Below are 24836 nucleotides of genomic sequence, written 5' to 3' on the forward strand. Positions count from 1 at the left end.
GCGCGCCGGAAGGCCCGACCTACTGTGGAGGCTCACCCCCGGAACAGGAAGGAATGGGTATGGACCAGCACCTGCTGAACCTCACGCACTCGACCTCCTGCGAGCACGGCGAGATGTGCCTCGACGACCGCCCGGGACACGCCATGAGCCTCATCCGCCTGCGCCTCGCCGCGACCGACCAGCAGGGCTGGGTCGACGCGACGGTGGACGCGGCGGACGAGGACGGCTGGGTGACGCTGCGCCCGTGGACCGGCGGAGCGCCCGTGCGCGTGTGGCAGCACCGGAGCCTCACGGGGCTCGTCGCCCCGGGTCATCCGGTCGCGCTGCACACGGCCTACTCGGTGCTCGCCGTCGGCGGGCAGCGCTTCAACGTGCGGCAGGCGTAACTCAGCTCATCGCGCCCGGCATGCTCGCCATCATGGCCTCGCACGCCTTCATGCAGCGCTCGCACGCCTGAGCGCAGAGGCGGCAGGTCTCGCTCATCTCGGCGTGCGACATGCACTCCTCCATGCACGCGCGACACATCGCGACGCAGGCCTGCATCATCGCCATCATGACGGTCATGTCCATGCCGGAGGGGCGGAGCATCATGCGCATCATGGCGTCGCAGACGTCGGCGCAGTTGGCGCAGGTCGAGGAGCACTTCGCCGAGCCCTCCATGTCGGAGGCGGCCATCGAGTCCGCCGAGATCGTGCACGCCTGAACGCACGCGCTCAGGGCGTCGAGGCACTCCTGCATCGCCATGGGGTCCATGCTCTGCATCGCGCCCGAACCCTGCGGCATCGCCTTCATCATGTCCATCGTCATGCTCATCGCGGTGGTCCTTCCGATCGTCGGGGCGGGCCCTCCGCCCCACTGCCGAGGGTAGGAAGGGCCGCGCGCACCACGCCAGGGGCTGGCGCCGACTCCTACGGATCTCTCGGGCGGCGACCACGCGCCCGCGGGCTCCGCGTCGCTACTCGGCGGGCTTCTTCGCGCGGCTGGGCTGCACCCGCATCGGCTCGCCCGGCATCTTCGGGTACTCCGGCGGGTACGGCATCTCGCCCTGGCCGCTGGCGACGTCGCGCTCCCACCACTCCAGCAGCGCGTCCAGGCGCCCGGGCCGCTCGTGGAAGCGCGCCCACGGGTCGCCGCGGCGCTCGAGCAGGGCGGGAACGGTGCGGACCGTGAGGTCGCGCGGAGAGGCATCCGTCAGCTCGTCCCACTCGAGCGGCGTCGAGACGGGGGCGTGCGGCAGGGCGCGGGTGCTGTAGGCGCCCGCGATCGTGCGGTCGCGCGCCGTCTGGTTGAAGTCGACGAAGATGCGCTCTCCGCGCTCCTCCTTCCACCAGGCGGTCGTCACCTGCTGCGGCATCCGGCGTTCGAGCTCGCGCGCGGCCGCGATAGCGGCGTGCCGCACGTCGATGAAGTCCCACTCGGGCGCGATGGGCGCGAAGACGTGGATGCCGCGGTTGCCCGACGTCTTGACGAACGCGGCCAGCCCCGCCTCCTCGAGCACCGACCGCAGCTCGTGGGCGGCGGGCACGGCCTCGGCGAAGCCCGTGCCCGGTTGCGGGTCGAGGTCGAGTCGCAGCTGGTCGGGGTGGTCGGTGTCGGCGGCGCGCGACGGCCACGGATGGAACACGACGGTGCCCATCTGCACCGCCCACGCGAGCTCCGCCGGCTCGTCGAACACGAGCATCGGATGCACGCGGCGCGAGGGGAACGTGACGTCGACCGTGCGGAAGAAGTCGGGGGTGCCCTTCGGCGGGTTCTTCGAGAAGAACTCCTCCCCCTCGAGCCCGCCGCGGAACCGCTGCAGCGCGACGGGACGGTCGCCGTTGATGCGCAGGAACGGCTCCGACACGGCGAGCAGGTAGTCGACGAGGTCGCGCTTCGTGACGCCGGGGAACACGTCGCGGTCGCCGCTCGTGAGGCGGATGCTGCGGGCGCCGTCCGGCCCCGGGATCGTCAGGGTCTCCGCGTCGGCCGCCATGGCCCCACCCTAGCCAGCCGCCCCGGTGAGCAGTGGGCGAGCCGGTTTCGCCGGGGCATGCGACAGCTTCGGCCCGTCGCTCGACAGGCGCGCGCCGTGCTCCATAGGCTGACGAACGAGGACCGGGGGACATCCTGCTGCGCCGCGACGATGCGGCTGCGGGCCCCGGATGTCAGTGACGAGGAGGTCACAGGTGGTTTCTTCCCTGCCAGATCGGCCGGCGACGGACTTCACGCCCGTCGCCCAGTCCGAGGAATTCCGTTCGCTGAAGAGGAGCCATCGGAGCTTCGTGCTCCCCCTCTCGGTCGCGTTCCTCGTCTGGTACTTCGCCTACGTGCTGCTGGCGGCGTACGCGCACGACTTCATGGCGACGCCCGTGTTCGGCTCGGTGAACGTCGGGCTGCTGCTCGGGCTCGCGCAGTTCGTGACGACGTTCGCCATCACGATGGGCTACGTCGCCTTCGCGAACCGCAGGCTCGATCCCGCGGCGACCCGGATCCGTGAGCGTCTCGAGGGGGAGGGCAAGTGAGCGCGACCCTCGCTGCCGCCGCGACCACGGTGGAGACCAACCCGATCCTGAACATCTCGATCTTCGGGGCGTTCGTGCTCGTGACGATGATCATCGTCATCCGGGCCTCGCGGAACAACCGCTCCGCCGCCGACTACTACGCCGCCGGGCGCTCCTTCACGGGGCCGCAGAACGGCTTCGCCATCGCGGGCGACTACCTCTCCGCGGCGTCGTTCCTCGGCATCTGCGGCGCGATCGCGGTCAACGGGTACGACGGCTTCCTGTACTCCATCGGCTTCCTCGTGGCGTGGCTCGTGGCCCTGCTGCTCGTCGCCGAGCTCATGCGCAACACCGGCCGCTTCACGATGGCCGACGTGCTGTCGTTCCGGCTCAAGCAGCGCCCGGTGCGCATGGCCGCCGCGATCACCACCCTCGCGGTGTGCTTCTTCTACCTGCTCGCCCAGATGGCGGGTGCCGGCGGGCTCGTCTCGCTGCTGCTCGGCATCGAGGAGCGCATCGGCCAGTCCGTCGTCATCGCCGTCGTCGGCATCCTGATGATCGTCTACGTGCTCATCGGCGGCATGAAGGGCACGACCTGGGTGCAGATCGTGAAGGCGTTCCTGCTGATCGGCGGCGCCGCGATCATGACCGTGTGGGTGCTCGTGATCCACGGGTTCGACTTCTCGCAGCTGCTGGATGCCGCGGTCGCCAACTCCCCCGCCGGCGAGCAGGTGCTCGAGCCGGGGCTGCAGTACGGCGCGAACCCGGCCGACTTCGTCTCGCTGGCCCTCGCACTCGTGCTCGGCACGGCGGGCCTGCCGCACGTGCTCATGCGCTTCTACACGGTGCCGACGGCGCGCGAGGCGCGGCGGAGCGTCGTGTGGGCGATCTGGCTGATAGGCATCTTCTACCTGTTCACGCTCGTGCTCGGCTACGGCGCCGGCGCGCTCGTCGGCGCGGAGACCATCACCGCGGCGCCCGGCGGCGTCAACTCCGCCGCCCCGCTGCTCGCGCTCGTGCTCGGTGGGCCCGTGCTGCTCGGCATCATCTCGGCGGTCGCGTTCGCGACGATCCTCGCCGTCGTCGCCGGCCTCACGATCACCGCGGCGGCGTCGTTCTCGCACGACATCTACGCGAGCGTGATCAAGCGCGGCAAGACCACCGAGGGCGCGGAGGTGAAGGTCGCGCGCCGCACGGTCGTCATCATCGGCGTCGTCGCGATCCTCGGCGGCATCGGCGCCCAGGGGCAGAACGTCGCGTTCCTCGTGGCGCTCGCGTTCGCGGTCGCCGCGAGCGCGAACCTGCCGACGATCCTGTTCTCGCTGTTCTGGTCGCGCTTCACCACCCGCGGCGCCGTGTGGAGCATGTACGGCGGACTGGGCACGACGATCGTCCTGATCGTCTTCTCGCCGGTGTTCTCGGGCACTCCGACGTCGATCTTCGGCGAGAGCGTCGACTTCTCGTGGTTCCCGCTGAGCAACCCGGGGCTCGTCTCGATCCCGGTGGGCTTCGCGCTCGCGATCATCGGGTCGCTGACCTCGCGTGAGAAGGAGGACCCGAAGCTCGCCGCCGAGATGGAGGTGCGCTCGCTCACCGGCCACGGAGCCGAGAAGGCGACGGCCCACTAGCGGCACGCACGAAGAGGGGCGGATGCCTCGGGGCCTGCGCCCTGGGGCATCCGCCCCTCTTCCGTTCGTACTGGGCGCCTCGGTGCGGGGCACTCCACGCGCCCGGGCGCCGGGGCTTCGGCGCTCACGCAGCCGCTGCATCACAAGGAGCGCACTCGCTCCTGAGGTGCGCACTCCTTACTGAGCACCTCGGCAGCAGGTGCGCAACTCGCGCCCGGCTGTGAGTGGTCAAGCCGCCGGTGAATGGCGCCTCTCGCGTCGCCCCACTCACCGCTGCGTTAGCCACTCACCCGCGGATGACCCCGCTGCGGCGGCCACTCACGCGCGAATGCCACCGCTGCGTTGGCCACTCAAACGAGGATGACCCCACTGCGGCGGCCACTTAGCCGCGCATGACCCCCCCTGCCTTGGCGGCCACTTACACGCAGGTGACCCCGGAAACGACGAAGACCCCGCCCTGACGGACGGGGTCTTCGCACGAAGGGAACGAGTTACTTCTCGTCGGCGGCCTTCTCGGCGTCGGTCGCGCCCTCACCGATGGCGTCGTCGACGGCGGCCTCGTCCTCGGTCACGACCTCCTCGGCCGGAGCCTCGGTCGTGTCAGCGGCGGCGCCCTCGTCGACGGCGGTCTCCTCGGCGGGAGCCTCCTCGACCGGAGCCTCGGCCACCGGGGCGGCAGCGGCCGGAGCGGCGGCAGCGGCCGAGCCCGACTTCTTCGCCTTCGGGGTCACGGGCTCGAGCACGAGCTCGATGACGGCCATGGGGGCGTTGTCGCCCTTGCGGAAGCCCGTCTTCGTGATGCGGGTGTAGCCACCCTCGCGGTTCTCGACCAGCGGCGCGATCTCGGTGAAGAGCTCGTGCACGACGGTCTTGTCGCTGATGATGCTCAGCACCCGGCGGCGGGCGTGCAGGTCGCCGCGCTTGGCGAAGGTGATGAGGCGCTCGGCCAGCGGACGGAGGCGCTTCGCCTTCGTCTCGGTGGTCTGGATGCTGCGGTGCGTGAACAGCGCCGCGGCGAGGTTGGCGAGCAGGAGGCGCTCGTGCGCCGGTCCGCCTCCGAGGCGGGGGCCCTTGGTCGGCTTAGGCATGGGTCAGTTCTCCAGGTTCAGAATTCGGCGAGCTGTCGATGACGACGAGGCTCAGTTGCTGTTGTCGTCGTCGTAGGCGCTGTAGAAGTGGGCGCCGTCGAAGCCAGGAACGGTGTCCTTGAGCGACAGGCCCATCTCGACGAGCTTGTCCTTGACCTCGTCGACGGACTTCTGGCCGAAGTTGCGGATGTTCATGAGCTGCGTCTCCGAGAGGGCGACGAGCTCGGACACCGTGTTGATGCCCTCGCGCTTGAGGCAGTTGTAGCTGCGCACCGAGAGGTCGAGGTCCTCGATGGGCATGCTCAGCTCGCTCGAGAGCACGGCGTCGACCGGCGCGGGGCCGATCTCGATGCCCTCGGCGGCGCTGTTGAGCTCACGGGCGAGACCGAACAGCTCGACGAGCGTCTTACCGGCCGACGCGATGGCGTCGCGCGGGGTGATGGCCGGCTTGGTCTCGACGTCGACGACGAGGCGGTCGAAGTCGGTGCGCTCACCGGCACGGGTGGCCTCGACGCGGTAGGTGACCTTGAGCACGGGCGAGTAGATCGAGTCGACCGGGATCTGGCCGGCCTCGCTGAACTCGCTGCGGTTCTGGGTCGCCGAGACGTAGCCGCGGCCGCGCTCGATGGTGAGCTCGAGCTCGAACTTGGCCTTGTCGTTGAGCGTCGCGATGACGAGATCCGGGTTGTGGATCTCCACACCGGCGGGCGCCGAGATATCGGCGGCCGTGACCTCGCCAGCACCCGTCTTGCGCAGGTAGGCGGTGATCGGCTCGTCGTGCTCGCTCGAGACGACCAGGTTCTTGATGTTGAGGATGATCTCGGTGACGTCCTCCTTGACCCCGGGGATCGTCGAGAACTCGTGCAGCACGCCGTCGATGCGAATGCTCGTCACGGCGGCGCCGGGGATGGAGGAGAGGAGGGTGCGGCGGAGGGAGTTGCCGAGGGTGTACCCGAATCCGGGCTCGAGCGGCTCGATGACGAACCGCGAGCGGAACTCGGAGATGTTCTCCTCGGTCAGAGTGGGGCGCTGTGCGATGAGCACGTTTATTCCTTTCGGCGGAGCGTCCGCTATATGACGCTCGGGCGAGGTAGGCGGGTGGAGGGTCCGCCGTGTTGAGTTGCGAAGGATCGAGAGCGAGCGGATGCCCCGGGGCGCCTCAGCGGCGCTCCCGGGGCCTCCTCACACGTGCGTCAGACGCGGCGGCGCTTCGGCGGGCGGCACCCGTTGTGCGCCTGCGGGGTCACGTCGTTGATCGAGCCGACCTCGAGGCCGGCGGCCTGCAGCGAGCGGATCGCGGTCTCTCGTCCCGAGCCCGGGCCCTTGACGAAGACGTCGACCTTCTTCATGCCGTGCTCCTGCGCCTGGCGGGCGGCGGACTCGGCGGCGAGCTGAGCGGCGAACGGGGTCGACTTGCGCGAGCCCTTGAAGCCGACTCCACCCGACGAGGCCCAGCTGACGACGGCGCCGCTGGGGTCGGTGATCGAGACGATCGTGTTGTTGAACGTCGACTTGATGTGGGCCTGGCCCACTGCGATGTTCTTCTTCTCCTTGCGACGGGGCTTGCGCCCGGCAGCCGCCTTAGGGGTAGCCATATGTGTTCTCCTGAATCGATGGCGCCGGTTCCCCGGCGACGGCTGCTACTTGCGGCCGGCCTTCTTCTTGCCGGCGACGGTGCGCTTCGGGCCCTTGCGGGTACGAGCGTTGGTCTTCGTGCGCTGACCGCGCACCGGGAGGCCGCGACGGTGGCGCAGGCCCTCGTAGCTGCCGATCTCGACCTTGCGGCGGATGTCGGCGGCGACCTCGCGGCGGAGGTCACCCTCCACCTTGTAGTTGCCCTCGATGTGGTCGCGGAGGGCGACGAGCTGGTCGTCGGTGAGGTCCCGCACGCGGGTGTCTCCGCTGATGCCGGTCTCGGCGAGGGTCTGGAGGGCGCGGGTGCGGCCGACTCCGTAGATGTACGTCAGTGCGATCTCGACGCGCTTCTCGCGCGGGATGTCGACTCCTGCTAGACGAGCCATTCTGGCTACTCCTGTCGGAATGCGAAGGTGTGGAGCAGCACCGGTGCCCGGGCCTTCGTCCCGAGGTGTCCGCCACTCGCGTGGGTTCTGGTGCTGCCTGTTCTATTGAGTTGTCGGCCGGAGCCGCAGACGGATGCGCCCCGCGAGGGGCGCGGCCGTCAACCCTGGCGCTGCTTGTGGCGCGGGTTGCTGCTGCAGATGACCATGACCCGGCCGTTGCGGCGGATCACCTTGCAGTGCTCGCAGATGCGCTTGACGCTGGGGTTGACCTTCATGTTCGTTCCTTTTGTTCGCTGGCCTCGTGCCGACGGGGTGCCGCCGGCCGTTCCTTATCCAGCGGTCGTCACTTGTAGCGGTAGACGATCCGGCCGCGGGTCAGGTCGTAGGGGCTCAGTTCCACGATCACGCGGTCTTCGGGGAGGATGCGGATGTAGTGCTGCCGCATCTTGCCGGAGATGTGAGCGAGAACCTTGTGTCCGTTGGTCAGCTCAACGCGGAACATCGCGTTGGGGAGAGCCTCGAGCACAGACCCTTCGATCTCGATGACGCCGTCTTTCTTGGCCATAGCCTCACTGTCGCTAGAAATGCTCGACCGACTGGTCGTGCGGATGGATTTTCGGTGCAGATGGCAGGCGGATGCCGCGCCGGGAACACCAACGAGCAATCCTAGGTCATTGCCGGGCGTTTCGCCACCGCTCGCCTATACTCCCTTCACCCGCCGGACGTCGAGCCTCGCGGAGACACGGGTTCCCGCGGCCGGAGCACTCCGCTAGCGTCGCAGCGTGCCCGTCATCCGTTCCCGCTTCCTCGTGCACGGCCGCGTGCAGGGCGTCGGCTTCCGGTTCTCGACCGAGGCGGAGGCCGCCCGGCTCGGCCTGGCGGGCCACGCCCGCAACCTGCCCGACGGCACCGTCGAGGTCGAGGCCGAGGGCGACGAGGCGGCGGTCGGACGGCTCGCGGAGTTCCTCGCCGAGGGTCCGCGGGGCGCGCGGGTGGACTCGGTCGACCGCGAGGCGATGACGCCGACCGGCGGAACGGCCTTCCGGATCCGGCGCTGAACCGGTCAGGGGATCGGGACGGGGACGACGCCGAAGGCGGCGAGGCCAGCGGCTCCCCCGTCGGCCGCCGTGGTCACCCAGATGCCGTCGGCGTGCACGGCGACGGAGTGCTCCCAGTGCGCGGCGGCGCTGCCGTCGGTGGTCGAGACGGTCCAGCCGTCGTCGGCGACGACGGTCTCGATGGTGCCGAGCGTGACCATGGGCTCGATCGCGAGCACGAGACCCGGCGCGACGCGGGGTCCCGCGGGACGGGTTGCGTAGTTGAACACGGTCGGCGCCTCGTGCATCGAACGGCCGATGCCGTGCCCGGTGTACTCCTCGAGGATGCCGTAGGCGCCCCGGTCGCGGATCGCGTCCTCGATCGCCTCGCCGACCTCGCCGACGTGCCGGGCGGAGGCGAGCGCAGCGATGCCCGACCAGAGGGCGTGCTCGGTCACGTCGCTGAGGGTGCGGCGCTCGGTCACGACGTCCGGTCGCGAGGGGTCGTCGAGCACGACGGTGAACGCGCTGTCGCCGTTCCAGCCACCGACGTCGGCGCCGCTGTCGACCGAGACGATGTCACCGGGCTGCAGCAGACGCTCCCCCGGCATCCCGTGCACGACCTCGTCGTTCACCGAGACGCAGATCGTGTGCCGGTACCCCGGCACCTTCTGGAAGTTCGACTCGCCGCCGCCCTCGCGGATGGTGCGGTTCGCGATCGCGTCGAGCTCGAGCGTGGAGATCCCGGGCCGGATCGCTTCGCGCACCGCGGCGAGCGAGGCCGCGGTGAGCAGCCCGGGCTCGCGCATCAGGCGCAGCTGCTCGGGCGTCTTGTACAGCGAGCGGCGGAACATGCCGGCCGCGTCAGGCGCGGGCGTCGGTGCGCGGAACGAGCCCGCGCTCCGAGAGCGCCGCGACGATGCGCTCGGTGACCTCGTCGATCTCGCCGAGGCCGTCGATCTTCACGAGGTCGCCGCGGCTCGAGTACAGGTCGATCAGCGGAGCCGTCTGCTGCGCGTACACGTCGAGGCGGTGCCGGACGACCTCTTCGGTGTCGTCCGTGCGGTTCTGCTCGACGGCGCGACGACGCAGGCGGGCCACCGTCTCGTCGGGGTCGGCGACGAGCTCCACGACCGCGTCGAGGGCGTTGCCGTGCTCGGCCAGCACCGAGTCGAGGTACTCGACCTGGGCGGCGGTGCGGGGGTAACCGTCGAGCAGGAAGCCGCCGTCGGTGTCCGCCTCGGAGAGGCGGTCCTTGATCAGCGCGTTCGTCACGTCGTCGGGCACGTTGTCGCCGGCGTCGATGTACCGCTTCGCGAGCAGACCGAGCTCGGTCTCGCCCTTGACGTTCGAGCGGAAGATGTCACCCGTCGAGATCGCGGGCACGCCGTAGGCGGCCGAGAGGCGCACGGCCTGCGTGCCCTTGCCCGCGCCGGGCGGACCGATCAGGAGCAGGCGCACGCCCGCGGTGGTGTCGTTCATCGGAGGAGCCCCTCGTAGTGGCGCTGCTGCAGCTGCGAATCGATCTGCTTCACCGTCTCGAGGCCGACACCCACGATGATGAGGATGCTCGCCCCGCCGAACGGGAAGTTCTGGTTCGCCTGCACCGTCGCGAGGGCGATGAGAGGGATCAGGGCGATGAGGCCCAGGTAGATGGAGCCGGGCAGCGTCACCCGGGTCAGCACGTAGTCGAGGTACTCCGCGGTCGGGCGACCCGCGCGGATGCCGGGGATGAAGCCGCCGTACTTCTTCATGTTGTCGGCGACCTCTTCGGGGTTGAAGGTGATCGCGACGTAGAAGTAGGTGAACCCGACGATCAGCAGGAAGTAGATCGCCATGTACAGCGGGTTGTCGCCCGTGGTCAGGTTGTTGCTGATCCAGGTGACCCACGGCGCCGGCTCGGAGCCGTCGGCGGGCTGGTTGAACTGCGCGATGAGCGCGGGCAGGTACAGCAGCGACGAGGCGAAGATGACGGGCACGACGCCGGCCATGTTCACCTTGATCGGGATGTAGGTGTTGTTGCCGCCATAGGTGCGGCGGCCGACCATGCGCTTGGCGTACTGCACGGGCACGCGTCGCTGCGACTGCTCGACGAACACGACGGCGAGCATGATCAGCAGACCGAGGAGGATGACGAGCAGGAAGACCTGGAAGCCCTGGGCCTCCTGGATCGCCCACAGCGAGGCGGGGAACGTGGCCGCGATCGAGGTGAAGATCAGCAGCGACATGCCGTTGCCGACGCCGCGCTCGGTGATGAGCTCGCCGAGCCACATGATGAGGCCGGTGCCCGCCGTCATGGTGATGACCATGAGCAGGATGCCGTACCACTGCTGACCCTCGTTGGTGATCAGCGCGTTGCATCCGACACCCGACGACTGCGGGAAGAGGGCGCCGCTGCGGGCGACGGTGATGAGGGTGGTGGACTGCAGCACACCGAGCGCGATCGTGAGGTAGCGCGTGTACTGCGTCAGCTTGGCCTGGCCCGACTGGCCCTCCTTGTAGAGGGTCTCGAAGTGGGGGATGACCACGCGCAGCAGCTGCACGATGATCGACGCCGTGATGTAGGGCATGATGCCCAGCGCGAAGACCGACAGCTGCAGCAGTGCACCGCCGGAGAAGAGGTTGACGAGCTCGTAGAGCCCGGAGGTGTTCGCGTTGCCCGCGAGGCAGCTCTGCACGTTGCGGTAGTCGACGAACGGCGCCGGGATGAGGGACCCCAGGCGGAAGATCGCGATGATGCCGAGCGTGAACCCGATCTTCCGACGCAGGTCAGGCGTGCGGAAGATCCGCGCTACGGCACGAAACAACGTGGCCTCCTGAGAGTTTGGGGAAAAGAACGATCGGGCGACTGCCGACACTCTACGGTGCCGGCGGTCGCCCGACCGAATCGCCTACCCCCGTTAGGGGGACGGGCTTACTGCTGGATGGAACCGCCGGCCGCGACGATCTTCTGCTCCGCGGAGCTCGAGACCTTGTCGACAGCGACGTTCAGCTTAACCGCAATGTCCCCGGTGCCGAGGACCTTGACCAGCTCGTTCTTGCGCACAGCACCCTTGGCGACGAGGTCGCTCTTGGTGACGTCGCCACCGTTCGGGTAGAGCTCCGCGAGCTTGTCCAGGTTCACGACCTGGTACTCGACGCGGAACGGGTTCTTGAACCCGCGCAGCTTCGGAGAACGCATGACGAAGTTGAGCTGACCGCCGGCGAAGCCGGGGCGCACGCTGTAACGCGCCTTCGTTCCCTTGGTGCCGCGACCCGCGGTCTTACCCTTCGAGCCCTCACCGCGACCGACGCGGGTCTTGTCCTTCTTGGCACCCGCCGCCGGACGGAGGTGGTGCACCTTGAGGACCTGGACGCGCTCGGCGGCGACCGTCGCCTCGGCCTTGGCGGCCTTGGTGGCGGGAGCCTTCTCGGCAGCGGCGGTGGACGCCGCGGCCTTCTTCGCCGGAGCCTTCTTGGCGACCGGCTTCTCCTGCTCTTCAGCCATTAGTCAATCTCCTCGACCTTCACGAGGTGCGCGACCGCACGGACGTAGCCGCGGGTGGCCGGGCTGTCCTCCTTGACGACGACGTCGCCGATGCGCTTGAGCCCGAGGCTGCGCAGCGTGTCGCGCTGGTTCTGCTTCTCGCTGATAACGGACTTGATCTGGGTCACCTTGAGACGCTCGGCCATCAGGCACCTGCCTTCGCAGTGGCGGCCTCGGCCTCGGCACGCACCAGACGCGCGGGGGCGACCTCGTCGAAGTCGCGCCCACGACGGGCGGCGACCGCGCGCGGCTCCTCGAGCGCCTTGAGGGCCTCGACCGTGGCGTGGACGATGTTGATCGTGTTCGACGAGCCGAGCGACTTGCTCAGGACGTCGTGGATGCCGGCGCACTCGAGCACCGCACGCACCGGACCACCGGCGATAACACCGGTACCCGCGGCGGCGGGACGGAGGAGCACGACACCGGCAGCGGCCTCACCCTGGACGGGGTGCGGGATCGTCGCGGCGACGCGGGGGACGCGGAAGAAGTTCTTCTTCGCCTCCTCGACACCCTTCGAGATCGCCAGCGGCACCTCGCGGGCCTTGCCGTAGCCGACGCCGACGAGGCCGTTGCCGTCGCCCACGACCACGAGGGCCGTGAAGCTGAAGCGGCGTCCACCCTTGACGACCTTCGACACGCGGTTGATCGTGACGACGCGCTCGAGGAACTGGCTCTTGTCAGAGTCACGCGAGCCGCGGTCGCGGTTGGGGTTGCGCTCACGGCTGCCGCGACGCGCCTCACGAGGCTCGTTGCGGGTGTTGTCCGTCGACGCCGCGGTCTCGACCGGGGCCTCAGCAGTCACAGGCTGCTCCTTGTTGTTGTTCGTGACGTCGCTCATACGTTGAGTCCGCCCTCTCGCGCTCCCTCGGCGATCGCGGCGACACGACCGGCGTAGCGGTTGCCGCCGCGGTCGAACACGACGGCGTCGACACCGGCGGCCTTCGCACGCTCGGCGACGAGCTCGCCGACGCGGCGCGCCTTGGCGGTCTTGTCACCCTCGAACGAGCGGAGGTCGGTCTCCATGGTCGACGCCGAGGCCACGGTGTGGCCCTTCGCGTCGTCGACGACCTGCACGAAGACGTGGCGGGCGGAACGCGTCACGACGAGACGCGGACGCACCTCCGTGCCGACGATCTTCTTGCGCAGGCGCGTGTGGCGACGGCTCTTCGCCGCCGACTTGCTCTTACCCCTGGTTCCGAGACCCATGGTTACTTACCAGCCTTTCCGGCCTTGCGGCGAACGACCTCGCCCGCGTAGCGGACACCCTTGCCCTTGTAGGGCTCGGGCTTGCGCAGCTTGCGGATGTTCGCAGCAACCTCGCCGACGGCCTGCTTGTCGATGCCGCTGACGGTGAGCTTGTTGTTGCCCTCCACCGTGAAGCTGATGCCGGCGGGCGGCTCGACCGTGATCGGGTGCGAGTAGCCGAGGGCGAACTCGACGTTCGAGCCCTTGGCCTGCACGCGGTAACCGGTGCCGACGACCTCGAGGCTCTTGGAGTAGCCCTGGGTCACGCCGATGATCTGGTTCGCGATGAGGGTGCGGGTCAGGCCGTGGAGCGAGCGCGACTCGCGCTCGTCGTCGGGACGGGTGACGAGCACCTGGTTCTCCTCGACGCGGGCCTGGATCGGGCTGGCGACGGTGAGCGAGAGCTCACCCTTCGGGCCCTTGACCGTGACGACCTGGCCGTCAGCGGTAACGGTGACCCCGGAAGGGATCTCGATGGGAAGGCGTCCGATTCGTGACATTGTCGATCACCACACGTAGGCGAGGACTTCCCCACCCACGCCCTTCTTCACGGCCTCGCGGTCGGTCAGCAGACCCGAGGAAGTCGAGAGGATCGCGACACCGAGGCCGCCGAGAACCGTGGGGATCTCGGTCGACTTCGCGTAGACGCGGAGACCGGGCTTCGAGACCCGCTTGATGCCGGCGATGGAACGCTCACGGTTCGGCCCGTACTTGAGGCTGATCGTGAGGGTCTTGCCGACGCGCGCGTCCTCGACCTTCCAGTCGGCGATGTAACCCGCCGACTTGAGGATGTCGGCGATGTGCGACTTCAGCTTGCTGCTGGGCAGCGACACCGTGTCGTGGTACGCCGAGTTGGCGTTGCGCAGTCTGGTCAGCATGTCTGCGACCGGATCTGTCATGGTCATGTGTTTGTTTTCCTATCTCGCCCGGTTTCGACACCCGGTCCACGGGTGCCGACCTTCGCGATCGGTGGGGTGGTGCTTACGCGTCGTTCCGGAAGGGGAAGCCGAGAGCGCGCAGCAGGGCGCGGCCCTCGTCGTCCGTCTTCGCGGTCGTGACGACGGTGATGTCGAAGCCGCGGACGCGGTCGATCTTGTCCTGGTCGATCTCGTGGAACACGCTCTGCTCCTGGAGACCGAAGGTGTAGTTGCCGTTGCCGTCGAACTGCTTCGCCGAGAGACCGCGGAAGTCGCGGATGCGGGGAAGCGCGAGCGAGAGCAGGCGGTCGAGGAACTCCCAGGCGCGGTCGCCACGCAGGGTGACGTGCGCGCCGATGGGCTGGCCCTCGCGGAGCTTGAACTGCGCGATCGACTTGCGGGCGAGGGTGACCTGCGGCTTCTGGCCCGTGATCTGCGTGAGGTCGCGGATGGCGCCGTCGATGATCTTGCCGTCGCGGGCGGCCTCGCCGACACCGGTGTTGACGACGATCTTCACGAGACCGGGCACCTGGTGCGGGTTGGTGAAACCGAAGTCCTTCGTCAGCTGGGCGACGATCTCGTTGCGGTACTTCTGCTTCAGGCGCGGCTGGATTTTGCCAGCCGGCGCGGCAGTCGTCGTGTCAGTCATTACTCTGCGTCCTTCTTGGTCGACTTCGCGGTCGACTTCTTCTCCGCCTTGGCGGGCTTCACGGCACGACGCGACGGCTTCGAGAAGCGCACGCGCTTCGTCTTGCCGTTCTCGTCGGTCTCGAGACGGAACCCGACGCGAGCCGGCTTCTTGGTCTCGGGGTCGACGAGCGCGACGTTCGAGATGTGGATGGGGGCCTCGTGGGTCTCGATGCCACCGGTCTTCGACCCGCGCTGGGTCTGGCCGACGCGGACGTGCTTCGTGACGAAGTTCACGCCCTCGACGATGACCCGGTTCTTCTCGACCAGGACCTCGATGACGCGACCCTGCTTGCCCTTGTCACCACCGCGCGACTGCTTCGCGCCGCTGATGACCTCGACGAGGTCGCCCTTCTTGATGTTCGCCATGACTAAATGACCTCCGGGGCGAGCGAGATGATCTTCATGAACTTCTTGTCGCGGAGCTCGCGGCCGACCGGTCCGAAGATGCGCGTACCGCGCGGGTCGCCGTCGTTCTTGAGGATGACGGCGGCGTTCTCGTCGAACTTGATGTACGAGCCATCCGGGCGGCGGGTCTGCTTGACCGTGCGCACGATGACGGCCTTGACGACGTCGCCCTTCTTGACGTTGCCACCGGGGATCGCGTCCTTGACGGTCGCGACGATGGTGTCACCGAGGCCGGCGTAGCGACGACCCGATCCACCGAGAACGCGGATCGTGAGCAGCTCCTTGGCGCCGGTGTTGTCGGCGACCTTGAGACGGGACTCCTGCTGGATCATGGCTTACTTCGCCTTCTCGAGGATCTCGACCAGACGCCAGCGCTTGGTCGCGGACAGGGGACGGGTCTCGGCGATGACGACCAGGTCGCCGATGCCGGCGGTCTGCTGCTCGTCGTGAGCCTTGACCTTGGACGTGCGGCGGATGACCTTGCCGTACAGCGGGTGCTTCACGCGGTCCTCGACCTCGACGACGATGGTCTTCTCCATCTTGTCGCTGGTCACGTAGCCACGGCGCACCTTGCGGTAGGGGCGGTGCTCCGGCGCGGCGGTCTTCGCCTCTTCAGCCTTGGCCATTACTTCTTCTCCTCAGCCGTGGTGTCGGCCGCCTCGGCGGTCTCAGCCGGCGTCTCGGCCTTCTTGCTCTTGCGGGTCGCCTTCGCCGGCGCCTCGACGGGCGCGGGGGTGGCGCGGATCCCGAGCTCACGCTCACGGATCACGGTGTAGATACGAGCGATGTCGCGCTTCACGGCACGCAGGCGGCCGTGGCTCTCGAGCTGGCCGGTGGCCGACTGGAAGCGCAGGTTGAACAGCTCCTCCTTGGCCTTCTTCAGCTCGTCGACGAGACGCTCGTTCTCGAACGTGTCGAGCTCTGCAGGGCGGAGCTCCTTGGAACCGACGGCCATTACGCGTCGCCCTCCTCGCGCTTGATGATGCGTGCCTTCAGGGGCAGCTTGTGGATGGCACGGGACATGGCCTCACGAGCGATCGGCTCGGCGACGCCACTGAGCTCGAAGAGAACTCGACCCGGCTTGACGTTTGCAACCCACCACTCGGGCGAACCCTTCCCGGAACCCATGCGGGTTTCGGCGGGCTTCTTGGTCAGCGGACGGTCGGGGTAGATGTTGATCCACACCTTTCCACCACGCTTGATGTGACGGGTCATCGCGATACGTGCCGCCTCGATCTGGCGGTTGGTCACGTAGGCGGGGGTGATGGCCTGGATGCCGTACTCACCGAAGCTGACCTTGGTGCCACCGGTCGCCTGACCGGAACGGCCCGGGTGGTGCTGCTTGCGGTGCTTGACTCGACGGGGAATCAACATGATTTACGCCTCAACTCCTGCGGCGGCCGGCTGCTGCTCGGCCGAACGGGGCCCACGGCGACGGTCACCGTCGCGGCGCTCGGGGCGCGACGACTTCTGGGACGCCTGCTCGCGAGCGAGCTCCTTGTTGGTGATGTCACCCTTGTAGATCCAGACCTTCACGCCGATGCGGCCGAAGGTCGTCTTGGCCTCGTAGAAGCCGTAGTCGATGTTCGCGCGGAGCGTGTGCAGGGGCACGCGGCCCTCGCGGTAGAACTCCGAGCGGCTCATCTCGGCGCCACCGAGGCGGCCCGACACCTGGATGCGGACACCCTTGGCGCCGGCACGCTGCGCGCCCTGCAGACCCTTGCGCATCGCGCGGCGGAAGGCCACGCGGGCGCTGAGCTGCTCCGCGATGCCCTGCGCGACGAGCTGGGCCTCGGCCTCGGGGTTCTTGACCTCGAGGATGTTGAGCTGGATCTGCTTGCCGGTGAGCTTCTCGAGGTCGGCGCGGATGCGCTCGGCCTCGGCGCCGCGGCGGCCGATCACGATGCCCGGGCGGGCGGTGTGGATGTCGACGCGCACGCGGTCACGGGTGCGCTCGATCTCGATGCGGGCGACGCCGGCGCGGTCGAGGCTGGTCGTCAGCATCGTGCGGATCTTGACGTCCTCGGCCACGTAGTCGGCGTAGCGCTGACCGGGCTTCTTCGAGTCGGAGAACCAGCGCGACGTGTGGTCGGTCGTGATCCCCAGACGGAAGCCGTACGGGTTGACTTTCTGGCCCATTACTTGCTCGCCTTCTTCCCACCGCGGGCGGTGCCGGCGGCTGCGGAGTCCTCGGGCGTCGCGACGACGACCGTGATGTGGCTGGTGCGCTTGTTGATGCGGAACGCACGGCCCTGGGCGCGCGGCTGGAACCGCTTCAGGGTCGTTCCCTCATCGACGAAGGCACGGGCGACGAACAGGTCCTGCTCGTCGAGGTACGTGTTCGTGGCATCCGCCTTGACCCGAGCGTTGGCCATCGCCGAGGCGACGAGCTTGTACACGGGGTCGCTCGCGCCCTGGGGCGCGAACTTCAGGATGGCCAGGGCCTCAGTGGCCTGACGGCCGCGGATCATGTCGACGACACGACGGGCCTTCTGAGGCGTGACGCGGATGTGACGCACGCGGGCGATCGCTTCCACCATTTCTCTCTCCTCCTAAGCGTCACCGCGTCAGCGGCGACGACCCTTCTTGTCGTCCTTCTCGTGCCCACGGAACGTGCGGGTGGGCGCGAACTCGCCGAGCTTGTGCCCGACCATGGTCTCGGTGACGAACACCGGGATGTGCTTGCGGCCGTCGTGCACCGCGATCGTGTGGCCGAGCATGGCCGGGACGATCATCGAGCGGCGCGACCACGTGCGGATCACGTTCTTGCTGTTGGTCTCGTTCGCCGTGACGACCTTGCGGAGCAGGTGGTCGTCGACGAAGGGGCCCTTCTTGAGACTGCGAGGCATGTCTACAAACTCCTACTAACGCTTCTTGCCGACGGTACGACGACGGACGATGAGCTTGTCGCTCTCCTTGTTGGGGCGACGGGTACGGCCCTCGGGCTGACCCCACGGGCTCACCGGGTGACGACCACCGGAGGTCTTACCCTCACCACCACCGTGCGGGTGGTCGACCGGGTTCATCGCGACACCGCGGACGGTCGGGCGGACGCCCTTCCAGCGCGAGCGGCCGGCCTTGCCCCAGTTGATGTTCGACTGCTCGGCGTTGCCGACCTCGCCGACGGTCGCGCGGCAGCGCGCGTCGACGTTGCGGATCTCGCCCGAGGGCAGACGCAGCTGGGCGTAGGGGCCGTCCTTCGCGACGAGACGCACCGAGGCGCCGGCCGAGCGGGCGAGCTTGGCGCCGCCACCGGGACGGAGCTCGATCGCGTGCACGACGGTACCCACGGGGATGTTGCGCAGCGGGAGATTGTTACCGGGCTTGATGTCGGCCCCGGCACCCGACTCGACGATGTCGCCCTGCGAGAGACGGTTCGGCGCGAGGATGTAGCGCTTGGTGCCGTCGACGAAGTGCAGCAGCGCGATGCGCGCGGTGCGGTTGGGGTCGTACTCGATGTGAGCGACCTTTGCGTTCACGCCGTCCTTGTCGTCACGACGGAAGTCGATGACGCGGTACTGGCGCTTGTGGCCACCACCGATGTGACGGGTCGTGATCCGACCGGAGTTGTTGCGGCCACCGGTCTTCGGCAGCGGCTTGAGCAGCGACTTCTCAGGGGTCGAGCGGGTGATCTCGGCGAAGTCGGCGACCGACGAGCCGCGGCGGCCCGGGGTCGTGGGCTTGTACTTGCGAATAGCCATTGTCTTCTTCCTGGGGAGTCTCAGCCGACGGCCGTGAAGATGTCGATGGTGCCCGACTTCAGGGTGACGATCGCGCGCTTGGTGTCCTTGCGCTTGCCGATGCCGAAGCGGGTGCGACGGGTCTTGCCCGGACGGTTCAGCGTGTTCACCGTGTCGACCTTGACGCCGAAGATCTTCTCGATCGCGAGCTTGATCTCGGTCTTGTTCGAGCGGGGGTCCACGATGAACGTGTACTTGCCCTGGTCGATCAGGCTGTAGCTCTTCTCGGAGACGACCGGGGCGATGATGATGTCGCGCGGGTCCTTGTACGTCGCGGTCATGCGCTGACTGCTTCCTTCTTGGTCTTCGACGCGACGAAGCGGTCGAAGGCGGTCCGGGTGAACACGACGTCGTCGCTCACGAGCACGTCGTAGGCGTTGAGCTGACCGGCCTCGAGCACGTGGACGGTCGGGATGTTGCGGACGCTCTTGAGCGCGAGCTCCTCGGAGCGGTCGAGCACGACGAGGACGTGCTTCGACGAGGCGATGCCGTCGAGCAGGTTGGCGACAGCCTTGGTCGAGGGGGTCTCCCCCGCGACGAGCGAGTCGACGACGTGCACGCGGCCGCCGCGGGCGCGGTCGGAGAGCGAACCGAGGAGAGCCGCGGCGATCATCTTCTTGGGGGTGCGCTGCGCGTAGTCACGCGGCACCGGTCCGTGGACGATGCCACCGCCGGTCATCTGGGGGGCGCGGATCGAACCCTGACGGGCGCGACCGGTTCCCTTCTGCTTGAACGGCTTGCGGCCGGCACCGGAGACCTCGCCACGACCCTTGGTCTTGTGGGTGCCCTGGCGGGCGGCGGCGAGCTGTGCGACGACGACCTGGTGGATCAGCGGAACGTTGGTCTGCACGTCGAAGATCTCGGCGGGCAGCTCGACCGAACCGGCGGTGTTTCCCTGGACGTCGACAACGTCGATAGAGGTAGCCATTGGAACTACGCTCCCTTCACTGCGTTGCGGACGAAAACGAGGCGGCCGCGGGCACCGGGCACCGCGCCCTTGACGAGGAGGAGGCCCTTCTCGGCGTCGACCGAGTGCACGGTCAGGTTGAGCACGGTGACGCGCTCGCCACCCATGCGGCCGGCCATGCGCATGCCCTTGAAGACGCGGCTCGGGGTCGAGGACGCGCCGATGGAACCGGGCTTGCGGTGGTTGCGGTGCGCACCGTGCGAGGCGCTGACACCCTTGAAGTTGTGGCGCTTCATCACACCGGCGAAGCCCTTGCCCTTGCTGGTGCCGACGACGTCGACCTTCTGGCCGGCCTCGAACACACCGTCGACGGTGAGCTCCTGGCCGAGGCTGTACTCGGCGGCATCCGCGGTGCGGATCTCGGTGAGGTGACGACGCGGGGTCACACCGGCGGCGCTGAAGTGACCGGCCTTGGGCTGGTTCACCTTGCGCGGGTCGATGGCACCGGCGGCGATCTGCACGGCCTCGTAGCCGTCCTTCTCCACGGTGCGGAGCTGGGTGACGACGTTCGGGGTGATCTCGACGACGGTGACGGGCACGAGCTGGTTGTTCTCGTCCCACACCTGGGTCATGCCGAGCTTCTTGCCCAGCAGGCCCTTGGAGGTCTTGGTAGCAGTAGCCATGGGTTGTCCTAGAGCTTGATCTCGATGTTGACGTCGGCCGGGAGGTCGAGACGCATGAGCGAGTCGACAGCCTTGGGCGTCGGGTCGATGATGTCGATCAGCCGCTTGTGGGTGCGCTTCTCGAAGTGCTCGCGGCTGTCCTTGTACTTGTGGGGCGAACGGATGACGACGACCACGTTCTTCTCCGTGGGGAGCGGCACCGGTCCGACGACCGTCGCACCCGCTCGGGTCACCGTGTCGACGATCTTGCGCGCCGAGGTGTCGATGACCTCGTGGTCGTACGACTTAAGTCGGATGCGGATCTTCTGTCCCGCCATGTCTGACTCTTCTCTCTCTAGTACTGCGCCCTCGCGGGCGCACGCGGCTCGAGCACTTCTGCTGTCGCACCACTGTTCTTCTGTCAATCCGGATGCCGCTCGCGCGTCATCCGTTTTGCCTGCCGCGCACACCTGCGGCGTGCCGGCCGATCTCGACACAGAGGTATCCCGAGGGTTACCGGATCGGTCGATTAAGCTTTGCCCTGCTGCCCGCGGCCTAGATCTTCTGACCTATGCACTGCCTGGCAGTGATCCACGCACGACGGCGCGGAATGTTGAACCAGAAAAGTCTGCCACAGGCCCGGCATTGCTGCAACCCGGGCGTGTCGCGCTCGCTGTGAGCGAAGCGGATGCGGCGGGGTGCCCGGTGGCGACGGTCCCGGATGTCGTGGGCTCGGTGCTCGGGTCCCTCGCTAGCGGTTCCCAGGCGGGCCGGCCGCGGCTGATCCGGATGCCGTCGTCGGGGCGTGCGTCCGCTACGCGACCACCGACTCCTTCTTCACGACGCGTGCTCCCCTGCTCGCGAGAGCGAGGGTGAGTCCGCCGGCCAAGAAGATCAGCAGCGAGGCGCCGAGCGCCCACGCGCCGCCCGCGACCACGACGACCGCCGCGCCGACGGCGGCGCCGACGCCCATCGCGATCACGGCGAGCAGGCGCTGCACCCACGCCTGGCCCTTGCCGCCGCCGAGGCGGCTCTCCCGGGCGAGGTTGGCGAGCGTGTTCGTCACGACGACGGTCGTGATGTCGGTGTTGCCGAGCGGCTTCACCGCCGCGACCTGCGCGCCCATCATCGCCGCGAGCAGGAACGTGACGAGCAGCAGCACGGGCTCCGGCAGTTCGCCGAGCGCGAGCCAGACGATCGTGAGACCGAAGCCGGTCGCGGCGCTGACCGCGAGCACCCAGCCGGAGCGGTGCGGCAGGGCCTTCGCGTGCCCCCGGCCCACGAGGCGTCCGCCGAGGATCGAGCCGGCGACGAAGCCGAGCAGCGCGACGGCGTTGTTGAGGAACGGGATGTCGGCGACGCCGACGAGCGCGAAGCCGAGGAACAGCACGTTGCCGGTCATGTTGCCCGTGAACACCCGGTCGAGCGCGAGGTAGCTGACGGCGTCGATCGCTCCGGTCGAGGCGGTCAGCAGCAGGAGTCCGAGCACGTACCAGCGCTCGCGTCGCGTCAGAGTCATCCGGGTCACCGTCCCACCGCGTAGCCCTGCATGCCTCGCGGGTTGGCGGCCGCCATCAGCACGCCGTCGGCCCGGCGACCGGCGGCGCTGATGCGTCCGAGCGCCCACTCGCCGGCATCCTCGACCTCGTGCCCGCGCCGGCGCAGCTCGGAGAGCACGCTCTCGCCGAGGCGCGACTCCACGTGCAGCCCGAGGTGCTCGCGTCCGCGCGGGTAGAAGGAGGACGGCATGTGCGTCGAGTGCCACGAGGGCGCGTCGATCGCGTGCTGCAGGTCGGCGCCGAAGAGCAGGTGCTCGAGCAGGAACGGCACGACCCACTGGTCCTGCTGGTCGCCGCCGGGCGTGCCGAAGCTGACCCGGCCGCCGTCGCGGGTGCGGAGCATGCCGGGGCTGAGGGTCGTGCGGGGGCGCGTGCGCGGGGCGAGCGTCGAGGGCAGGCCCTCCTCGAGCCAGAACATCTGGGCGCGCGTCGGCAGCGAGAAGCCGAGCTCCGGGATCACCGGCGAGCTCATCAGCCAGCCGCCGCTCGGCGTGGCCGAAACGACGTTGCCCCAGCGGTCGACGACGTCGAGGTGACAGGTGTCACCGCGGGTGCTGCCGTCGCGGTCGATGATGGGGGCGGATGCATCGGGCGCGGGGCCTCGCGTCGGCTCCCCCGCTCCGGCGGCGGCACCGACCGCGGTGGGGTGCAGCGCGAAGTGCGGCAGCCGTCCGCCGAGGCCGGGCACGAGCTCCTCCGACGCGTACTCGCCGATCGAGGCGACGCGCTCCGCGGCGTACTCCGCGCTGAGCAGCTTCTCGAGCGGCACGTCGACCCGGTCGGGGTCGCCGTAGAACGCCTCGCGGTCGGCGAAGGCGAGCTTCGCGACCTCGGTGACGAGGTGCACGAGCTCGGGCGAGCGGGCGGCGAGGCGCGTGACATCCGCCGCCTGCAGCATCGCGAGCTGCTGGAGCAGCACCGGCCCCTGACCCCAGGGGCCGGTCTTGTAGACGGTGTTGCCGTAGAAGTCGACCGAGGTCGGGCGCTCGACGGTGGCGCGCCACTCGGCTAGGTCGTCCGCGGTGAGCAGGCCCGCGTGCTCGCGGCCGCTCGAGTCGAGCACGGGCTGCTTGACGTAGGCGTCGACCGCCTCGGCCACGAAGCCCTCGTAGAACGCCTTGCGCACGGCCTCGACCTGGTTCTCGCGGTCGCCGCCCGCGGCCTTGCCGGCGGCGGCGAGGCGGTCGAGGGTACGGGCGAGGTCGGGGTTGCGGAAGAGCTTGCCCGGCGCGGGCACCTCGTCGTTCGGGAGGTACAGCTCCTTCGAGGTCGGCCAGGCCGAGCGGAACAGCTTCTCGACGGAGCGGATCGACGCGGCGATCTGCGGCACCACCGGGAAGCCGTCCCGGGCGTAGTGGATCGCAGGCGCCGTGACCTCGGCGAACGTCATGGTGCCGTGCTCGGCGAGCATCCGGAGCCAGGCGCCGAACGCGCCCGGGACGACGGCGGCGAGGTGACCGGTGCCGGGCACGAGCTCGAGCCCCAGCTGCCGGAATGCCTCTGGTGTCGCGGATGCCGGGGAGACGCCCTGGCCGCACACGACGAACGGGTCGTCGTCCTCGGCCCGCCACGCGATGATCGGCACGTCGCCGCCGAGCCCGTTGAGGTGCGGTTCGACGACGTGCAGCGTGAGGCCGGTCGCGACCGCGGCGTCGAAGGCGTTTCCGCCGCGTTCGAGGATCGCCATGCCGGCCGCACTCGCGAGCCAGTGGGTGGAGGCGACCATGCCGACGGTGCCGAGCAGCTCGGGGCGCGTGGTGAAGCTCACCCGTCCGAGCGTACCGGCGGCCGGAGGCGCCGCCGCGCGCCTACTCGAAGAGCAGCGCCCGCACCTCGGACTCCGCCGCGTGCGTGCGCTTCGGGTCGATCGTCTCGCCGTGCCGGTAGTGGTCGACGACGCGGGGGTCTACGTAGCTCGCCTTCGCGATCGACGGGGTGTTGCCGAGCACGTCGCTCGCGTCGCGCATCGCCTGGGCGAGCGCCTTCTTCACCTTCGCCTGTGACTGCTCCGGCCCGTGCTCGGCCAGGCTCACCGCCGCGGCAACGGTGCCGTGCAGGGTGCGGAAGTCCTTCGCCGTGAAGTCGCCGCCCGTACGCAGCTTCACGTACTCGTTGATGTCGGCGGCGTCGAGCGTGCGCCAGCGGCGCCCGTCCTTGTACGCCAGCAGCCTGGCATCCGGACCCCGGCGCTTCAGCGCGCGGACGAACGCGGCGAGCTCCTTGTCCTTGATGTCGCTCGACCACTCCTGGCCGCTCTTCGCCGGGAACTCGAGGTGCACGACGTCGTTGCGGCTGACCTTGACGTGCCGGCACAGGAGCGTCGACAGGCCGTGGCTGCCGTTGGCCTCGGCGTAGCGTTCGCTGCCGACCCGGAGGGAGCCGGTGTCGAGCATCCGGAACGCGGCGGCGAGCACTCGCTCCTTCGGGAAGCCCTCCTGTCGGAGGTCCATGGTCACCTGACGGCGGGCGCTGGGCAGCGACTCGGCCAGGCGCAGCGCCCGGTCGTACTTGAGCTTGTCCTTCTGCTCGCGCCAGGTCGGGTGGTAGATGTACTGCCGCCGGCCCGCGCCGTCGACTCCCATCGCCTGGATGTGCCCGTTGGCGTACGGCGCGATCCAGACGTCGGTCCACGCCGGAGGGATCGCCAGGGCGTCGAACCGGGCGAGCAGATCCGCGTCGGTGACTGCCTCGCCCTTGGGATCGAGGTACGCGAACGACTCGCCGTCCTGCACCCGGCGGTAACCGGGCCGGGTCGAGTCGCTGCGACGGAGCCTGGGCACGTTCTCGACGCTATATCGACTCCTGGGCGGATGCCTGGGGGTTGGCCGCGAGCAGACGGGGCGCCTGCTGCGGCGCTGGTGTACGCCGTGCCGCCGCAGCGCCGGCGTACGCGGTAACGCCGCGGTGCCCGCGTGACTGGCGTGCGTA

Annotated in this window: 38 protein-coding genes; 4 read left to right on the forward strand and 34 right to left on the reverse strand. The window is 68.9% G+C overall.

Annotation, left to right across the window (positions count from 1 at the left end; all coding sequences use genetic code 11):
- Window positions 1–59: 59 nt before the first annotated feature.
- A complete protein-coding gene (locus JUB10_RS03325) occupies window positions 60–386 on the forward strand; it encodes a hypothetical protein (RefSeq protein ID WP_207454222.1) in 327 nt (108 codons plus the stop codon).
- Between the two features lies 1 nt (window position 387).
- Here the strand turns inward: JUB10_RS03325 and JUB10_RS03330 are convergent, their stop codons facing one another.
- Both JUB10_RS03330 and ligD read right to left on the reverse strand, forming a co-directional pair.
- On the reverse strand, window positions 388–813 hold the full coding sequence (locus JUB10_RS03330; RefSeq protein ID WP_207454223.1) for a hypothetical protein: 426 nt from the start codon (window positions 811–813) through the stop codon (window positions 388–390).
- Window positions 814–955: 142 nt separating this feature from the next.
- The gene (ligD, locus tag JUB10_RS03335; protein ID WP_207454224.1) at window positions 956–1975 is read right to left on the reverse strand and encodes a non-homologous end-joining DNA ligase; all 1020 of its coding nucleotides are present in this window, start codon (window positions 1973–1975) and stop codon (window positions 956–958) included.
- A gap of 169 nt (window positions 1976–2144) precedes the next feature.
- Here ligD and JUB10_RS03340 point away from each other — a divergent pair, with 169 nt between their 5' ends.
- Complete coding sequence (locus tag JUB10_RS03340; RefSeq protein WP_207454225.1) at window positions 2145–2504, forward strand: DUF485 domain-containing protein; 360 nt, start codon at window positions 2145–2147, stop codon at window positions 2502–2504.
- Complete coding sequence (locus tag JUB10_RS03345) at window positions 2501–4111, forward strand: solute symporter family protein (protein ID WP_207454226.1); 1611 nt, start codon at window positions 2501–2503, stop codon at window positions 4109–4111. Before JUB10_RS03340 ends, JUB10_RS03345 begins: the two co-directional genes overlap by 4 nt.
- A gap of 491 nt (window positions 4112–4602) precedes the next feature.
- On the opposite strand, the gene rplQ is transcribed toward JUB10_RS03345, so the two are convergent.
- The 6 genes from rplQ to infA form a co-directional block, all read right to left on the reverse strand.
- A complete protein-coding gene (gene rplQ, locus JUB10_RS03350) occupies window positions 4603–5199 on the reverse strand; it encodes a 50S ribosomal protein L17 (protein WP_207454227.1) in 597 nt (198 codons plus the stop codon).
- Window positions 5200–5250: 51 nt separating this feature from the next.
- Complete coding sequence (locus JUB10_RS03355; RefSeq protein WP_207454228.1) at window positions 5251–6243, reverse strand: DNA-directed RNA polymerase subunit alpha; 993 nt, start codon at window positions 6241–6243, stop codon at window positions 5251–5253.
- Between the two features lie 149 nt (window positions 6244–6392).
- Window positions 6393–6794, reverse strand: a complete 402-nt coding sequence (gene rpsK / locus JUB10_RS03360; protein WP_207454229.1) for a 30S ribosomal protein S11 — start codon at window positions 6792–6794, stop codon at window positions 6393–6395.
- 45 nt (window positions 6795–6839) lie between these two features.
- Window positions 6840–7220, reverse strand: coding sequence for a 30S ribosomal protein S13 (gene rpsM, locus JUB10_RS03365; protein WP_207454230.1), 381 nt, complete (start codon window positions 7218–7220; stop codon window positions 6840–6842).
- 158 nt (window positions 7221–7378) lie between these two features.
- Entirely contained in the window at window positions 7379–7495 is a 117-nt protein-coding gene (rpmJ, locus tag JUB10_RS03370) for a 50S ribosomal protein L36 (RefSeq protein WP_207454231.1), read from the reverse strand.
- Between the two features lie 68 nt (window positions 7496–7563).
- Window positions 7564–7785 carry a translation initiation factor IF-1 gene (gene infA, locus JUB10_RS03375; RefSeq protein WP_017885509.1) on the reverse strand — a complete coding sequence of 74 codons (222 nt, stop codon included), beginning with the start codon at window positions 7783–7785 and terminating at the stop codon, window positions 7564–7566.
- 217 nt (window positions 7786–8002) lie between these two features.
- Between infA and yccX the strand changes: the two genes are divergently transcribed.
- Window positions 8003–8278 (forward strand): acylphosphatase, encoded by a 276-nt coding sequence (yccX, locus tag JUB10_RS03380; protein WP_307859066.1) that lies wholly within the window; start codon window positions 8003–8005, stop codon window positions 8276–8278.
- A gap of 5 nt (window positions 8279–8283) precedes the next feature.
- Here the strand turns inward: yccX and map are convergent, their stop codons facing one another.
- The 26 genes from map to JUB10_RS03510 all read right to left on the reverse strand — a co-directional run bounded on the left by map (window position 8284) and on the right by JUB10_RS03510 (window position 24688).
- Complete coding sequence (map, locus tag JUB10_RS03385) at window positions 8284–9111, reverse strand: type I methionyl aminopeptidase (protein WP_207454232.1); 828 nt, start codon at window positions 9109–9111, stop codon at window positions 8284–8286.
- 10 nt (window positions 9112–9121) lie between these two features.
- Complete coding sequence (locus JUB10_RS03390; protein ID WP_207454233.1) at window positions 9122–9739, reverse strand: adenylate kinase; 618 nt, start codon at window positions 9737–9739, stop codon at window positions 9122–9124.
- The gene (gene secY / locus JUB10_RS03395) at window positions 9736–11064 is read right to left on the reverse strand and encodes a preprotein translocase subunit SecY (RefSeq protein ID WP_207454234.1); all 1329 of its coding nucleotides are present in this window, start codon (window positions 11062–11064) and stop codon (window positions 9736–9738) included. Before secY ends, JUB10_RS03390 begins: the two co-directional genes overlap by 4 nt.
- A 107-nt stretch (window positions 11065–11171) precedes the next feature.
- Window positions 11172–11744 carry a 50S ribosomal protein L15 gene (rplO, locus tag JUB10_RS03400; protein ID WP_207454235.1) on the reverse strand — a complete coding sequence of 191 codons (573 nt, stop codon included), beginning with the start codon at window positions 11742–11744 and terminating at the stop codon, window positions 11172–11174.
- The gene (gene rpmD, locus JUB10_RS03405) at window positions 11744–11929 is read right to left on the reverse strand and encodes a 50S ribosomal protein L30 (RefSeq protein WP_207454236.1); all 186 of its coding nucleotides are present in this window, start codon (window positions 11927–11929) and stop codon (window positions 11744–11746) included. The genes rplO and rpmD overlap by 1 nt, the downstream gene beginning before the upstream one ends.
- Window positions 11929–12621: a 30S ribosomal protein S5 gene (gene rpsE, locus JUB10_RS03410; RefSeq protein WP_207454237.1), complete on the reverse strand. Its 693-nt coding sequence runs from the start codon at window positions 12619–12621 to the stop codon at window positions 11929–11931. The genes rpmD and rpsE overlap by 1 nt, the downstream gene beginning before the upstream one ends.
- Window positions 12618–12989, reverse strand: a complete 372-nt coding sequence (gene rplR, locus JUB10_RS03415) for a 50S ribosomal protein L18 (RefSeq protein ID WP_207454238.1) — start codon at window positions 12987–12989, stop codon at window positions 12618–12620. Before rplR ends, rpsE begins: the two co-directional genes overlap by 4 nt.
- Before the next feature lie 2 nt (window positions 12990–12991).
- Window positions 12992–13528: a 50S ribosomal protein L6 gene (gene rplF, locus JUB10_RS03420; RefSeq protein WP_207454239.1), complete on the reverse strand. Its 537-nt coding sequence runs from the start codon at window positions 13526–13528 to the stop codon at window positions 12992–12994.
- Window positions 13529–13534: 6 nt separating this feature from the next.
- Window positions 13535–13933, reverse strand: a complete 399-nt coding sequence (gene rpsH / locus JUB10_RS03425; RefSeq protein WP_207454240.1) for a 30S ribosomal protein S8 — start codon at window positions 13931–13933, stop codon at window positions 13535–13537.
- 76 nt (window positions 13934–14009) lie between these two features.
- The gene (gene rplE / locus JUB10_RS03430) at window positions 14010–14594 is read right to left on the reverse strand and encodes a 50S ribosomal protein L5 (RefSeq protein ID WP_207454241.1); all 585 of its coding nucleotides are present in this window, start codon (window positions 14592–14594) and stop codon (window positions 14010–14012) included.
- Window positions 14594–15001, reverse strand: coding sequence for a 50S ribosomal protein L24 (rplX, locus tag JUB10_RS03435; protein ID WP_207454242.1), 408 nt, complete (start codon window positions 14999–15001; stop codon window positions 14594–14596). The genes rplE and rplX overlap by 1 nt, the downstream gene beginning before the upstream one ends.
- Window positions 15002–15003: 2 nt before the next feature.
- The gene (rplN, locus tag JUB10_RS03440; protein ID WP_207454243.1) at window positions 15004–15372 is read right to left on the reverse strand and encodes a 50S ribosomal protein L14; all 369 of its coding nucleotides are present in this window, start codon (window positions 15370–15372) and stop codon (window positions 15004–15006) included.
- A 3-nt stretch (window positions 15373–15375) separates the two neighbouring features.
- The gene (rpsQ, locus tag JUB10_RS03445; RefSeq protein ID WP_207454244.1) at window positions 15376–15666 is read right to left on the reverse strand and encodes a 30S ribosomal protein S17; all 291 of its coding nucleotides are present in this window, start codon (window positions 15664–15666) and stop codon (window positions 15376–15378) included.
- On the reverse strand, window positions 15666–15995 hold the full coding sequence (gene rpmC, locus JUB10_RS14825) for a 50S ribosomal protein L29 (protein ID WP_207454245.1): 330 nt from the start codon (window positions 15993–15995) through the stop codon (window positions 15666–15668). The genes rpsQ and rpmC overlap by 1 nt, the downstream gene beginning before the upstream one ends.
- Window positions 15995–16414: a 50S ribosomal protein L16 gene (rplP, locus tag JUB10_RS03455; protein WP_207454246.1), complete on the reverse strand. Its 420-nt coding sequence runs from the start codon at window positions 16412–16414 to the stop codon at window positions 15995–15997. The genes rpmC and rplP overlap by 1 nt, the downstream gene beginning before the upstream one ends.
- A gap of 3 nt (window positions 16415–16417) precedes the next feature.
- Entirely contained in the window at window positions 16418–17179 is a 762-nt protein-coding gene (gene rpsC, locus JUB10_RS03460) for a 30S ribosomal protein S3 (protein ID WP_207454247.1), read from the reverse strand.
- A complete protein-coding gene (rplV, locus tag JUB10_RS03465) occupies window positions 17179–17580 on the reverse strand; it encodes a 50S ribosomal protein L22 (RefSeq protein ID WP_207454248.1) in 402 nt (133 codons plus the stop codon). The genes rpsC and rplV overlap by 1 nt, the downstream gene beginning before the upstream one ends.
- A 27-nt stretch (window positions 17581–17607) precedes the next feature.
- Window positions 17608–17889: a 30S ribosomal protein S19 gene (gene rpsS / locus JUB10_RS03470; RefSeq protein ID WP_207454249.1), complete on the reverse strand. Its 282-nt coding sequence runs from the start codon at window positions 17887–17889 to the stop codon at window positions 17608–17610.
- 15 nt (window positions 17890–17904) lie between these two features.
- On the reverse strand, window positions 17905–18741 hold the full coding sequence (gene rplB / locus JUB10_RS03475) for a 50S ribosomal protein L2 (RefSeq protein WP_207454250.1): 837 nt from the start codon (window positions 18739–18741) through the stop codon (window positions 17905–17907).
- Between the two features lie 20 nt (window positions 18742–18761).
- On the reverse strand, window positions 18762–19061 hold the full coding sequence (gene rplW / locus JUB10_RS03480; RefSeq protein ID WP_207454251.1) for a 50S ribosomal protein L23: 300 nt from the start codon (window positions 19059–19061) through the stop codon (window positions 18762–18764).
- The gene (gene rplD, locus JUB10_RS03485; protein ID WP_207454252.1) at window positions 19058–19708 is read right to left on the reverse strand and encodes a 50S ribosomal protein L4; all 651 of its coding nucleotides are present in this window, start codon (window positions 19706–19708) and stop codon (window positions 19058–19060) included. The genes rplW and rplD overlap by 4 nt, the downstream gene beginning before the upstream one ends.
- A gap of 5 nt (window positions 19709–19713) precedes the next feature.
- The gene (gene rplC, locus JUB10_RS03490; RefSeq protein WP_207454253.1) at window positions 19714–20370 is read right to left on the reverse strand and encodes a 50S ribosomal protein L3; all 657 of its coding nucleotides are present in this window, start codon (window positions 20368–20370) and stop codon (window positions 19714–19716) included.
- Window positions 20371–20378: 8 nt separating this feature from the next.
- Window positions 20379–20687 carry a 30S ribosomal protein S10 gene (gene rpsJ / locus JUB10_RS03495; protein WP_027479364.1) on the reverse strand — a complete coding sequence of 103 codons (309 nt, stop codon included), beginning with the start codon at window positions 20685–20687 and terminating at the stop codon, window positions 20379–20381.
- Between the two features lie 476 nt (window positions 20688–21163).
- The gene (locus JUB10_RS03500; protein ID WP_207454254.1) at window positions 21164–21868 is read right to left on the reverse strand and encodes a YoaK family protein; all 705 of its coding nucleotides are present in this window, start codon (window positions 21866–21868) and stop codon (window positions 21164–21166) included.
- 5 nt (window positions 21869–21873) lie between these two features.
- Window positions 21874–23634 (reverse strand): gamma-glutamyltransferase family protein, encoded by a 1761-nt coding sequence (locus JUB10_RS03505; RefSeq protein ID WP_207454404.1) that lies wholly within the window; start codon window positions 23632–23634, stop codon window positions 21874–21876.
- An 82-nt stretch (window positions 23635–23716) separates the two neighbouring features.
- Window positions 23717–24688, reverse strand: coding sequence for a DNA topoisomerase IB (locus tag JUB10_RS03510; protein ID WP_207454255.1), 972 nt, complete (start codon window positions 24686–24688; stop codon window positions 23717–23719).
- Window positions 24689–24836 lie beyond the last annotated feature (148 nt).

This window comes from Desertivibrio insolitus, assembly GCF_017355965.1.
Taxonomy (GTDB): domain Bacteria; phylum Actinomycetota; class Actinomycetes; order Actinomycetales; family Microbacteriaceae; genus JAFIQW01.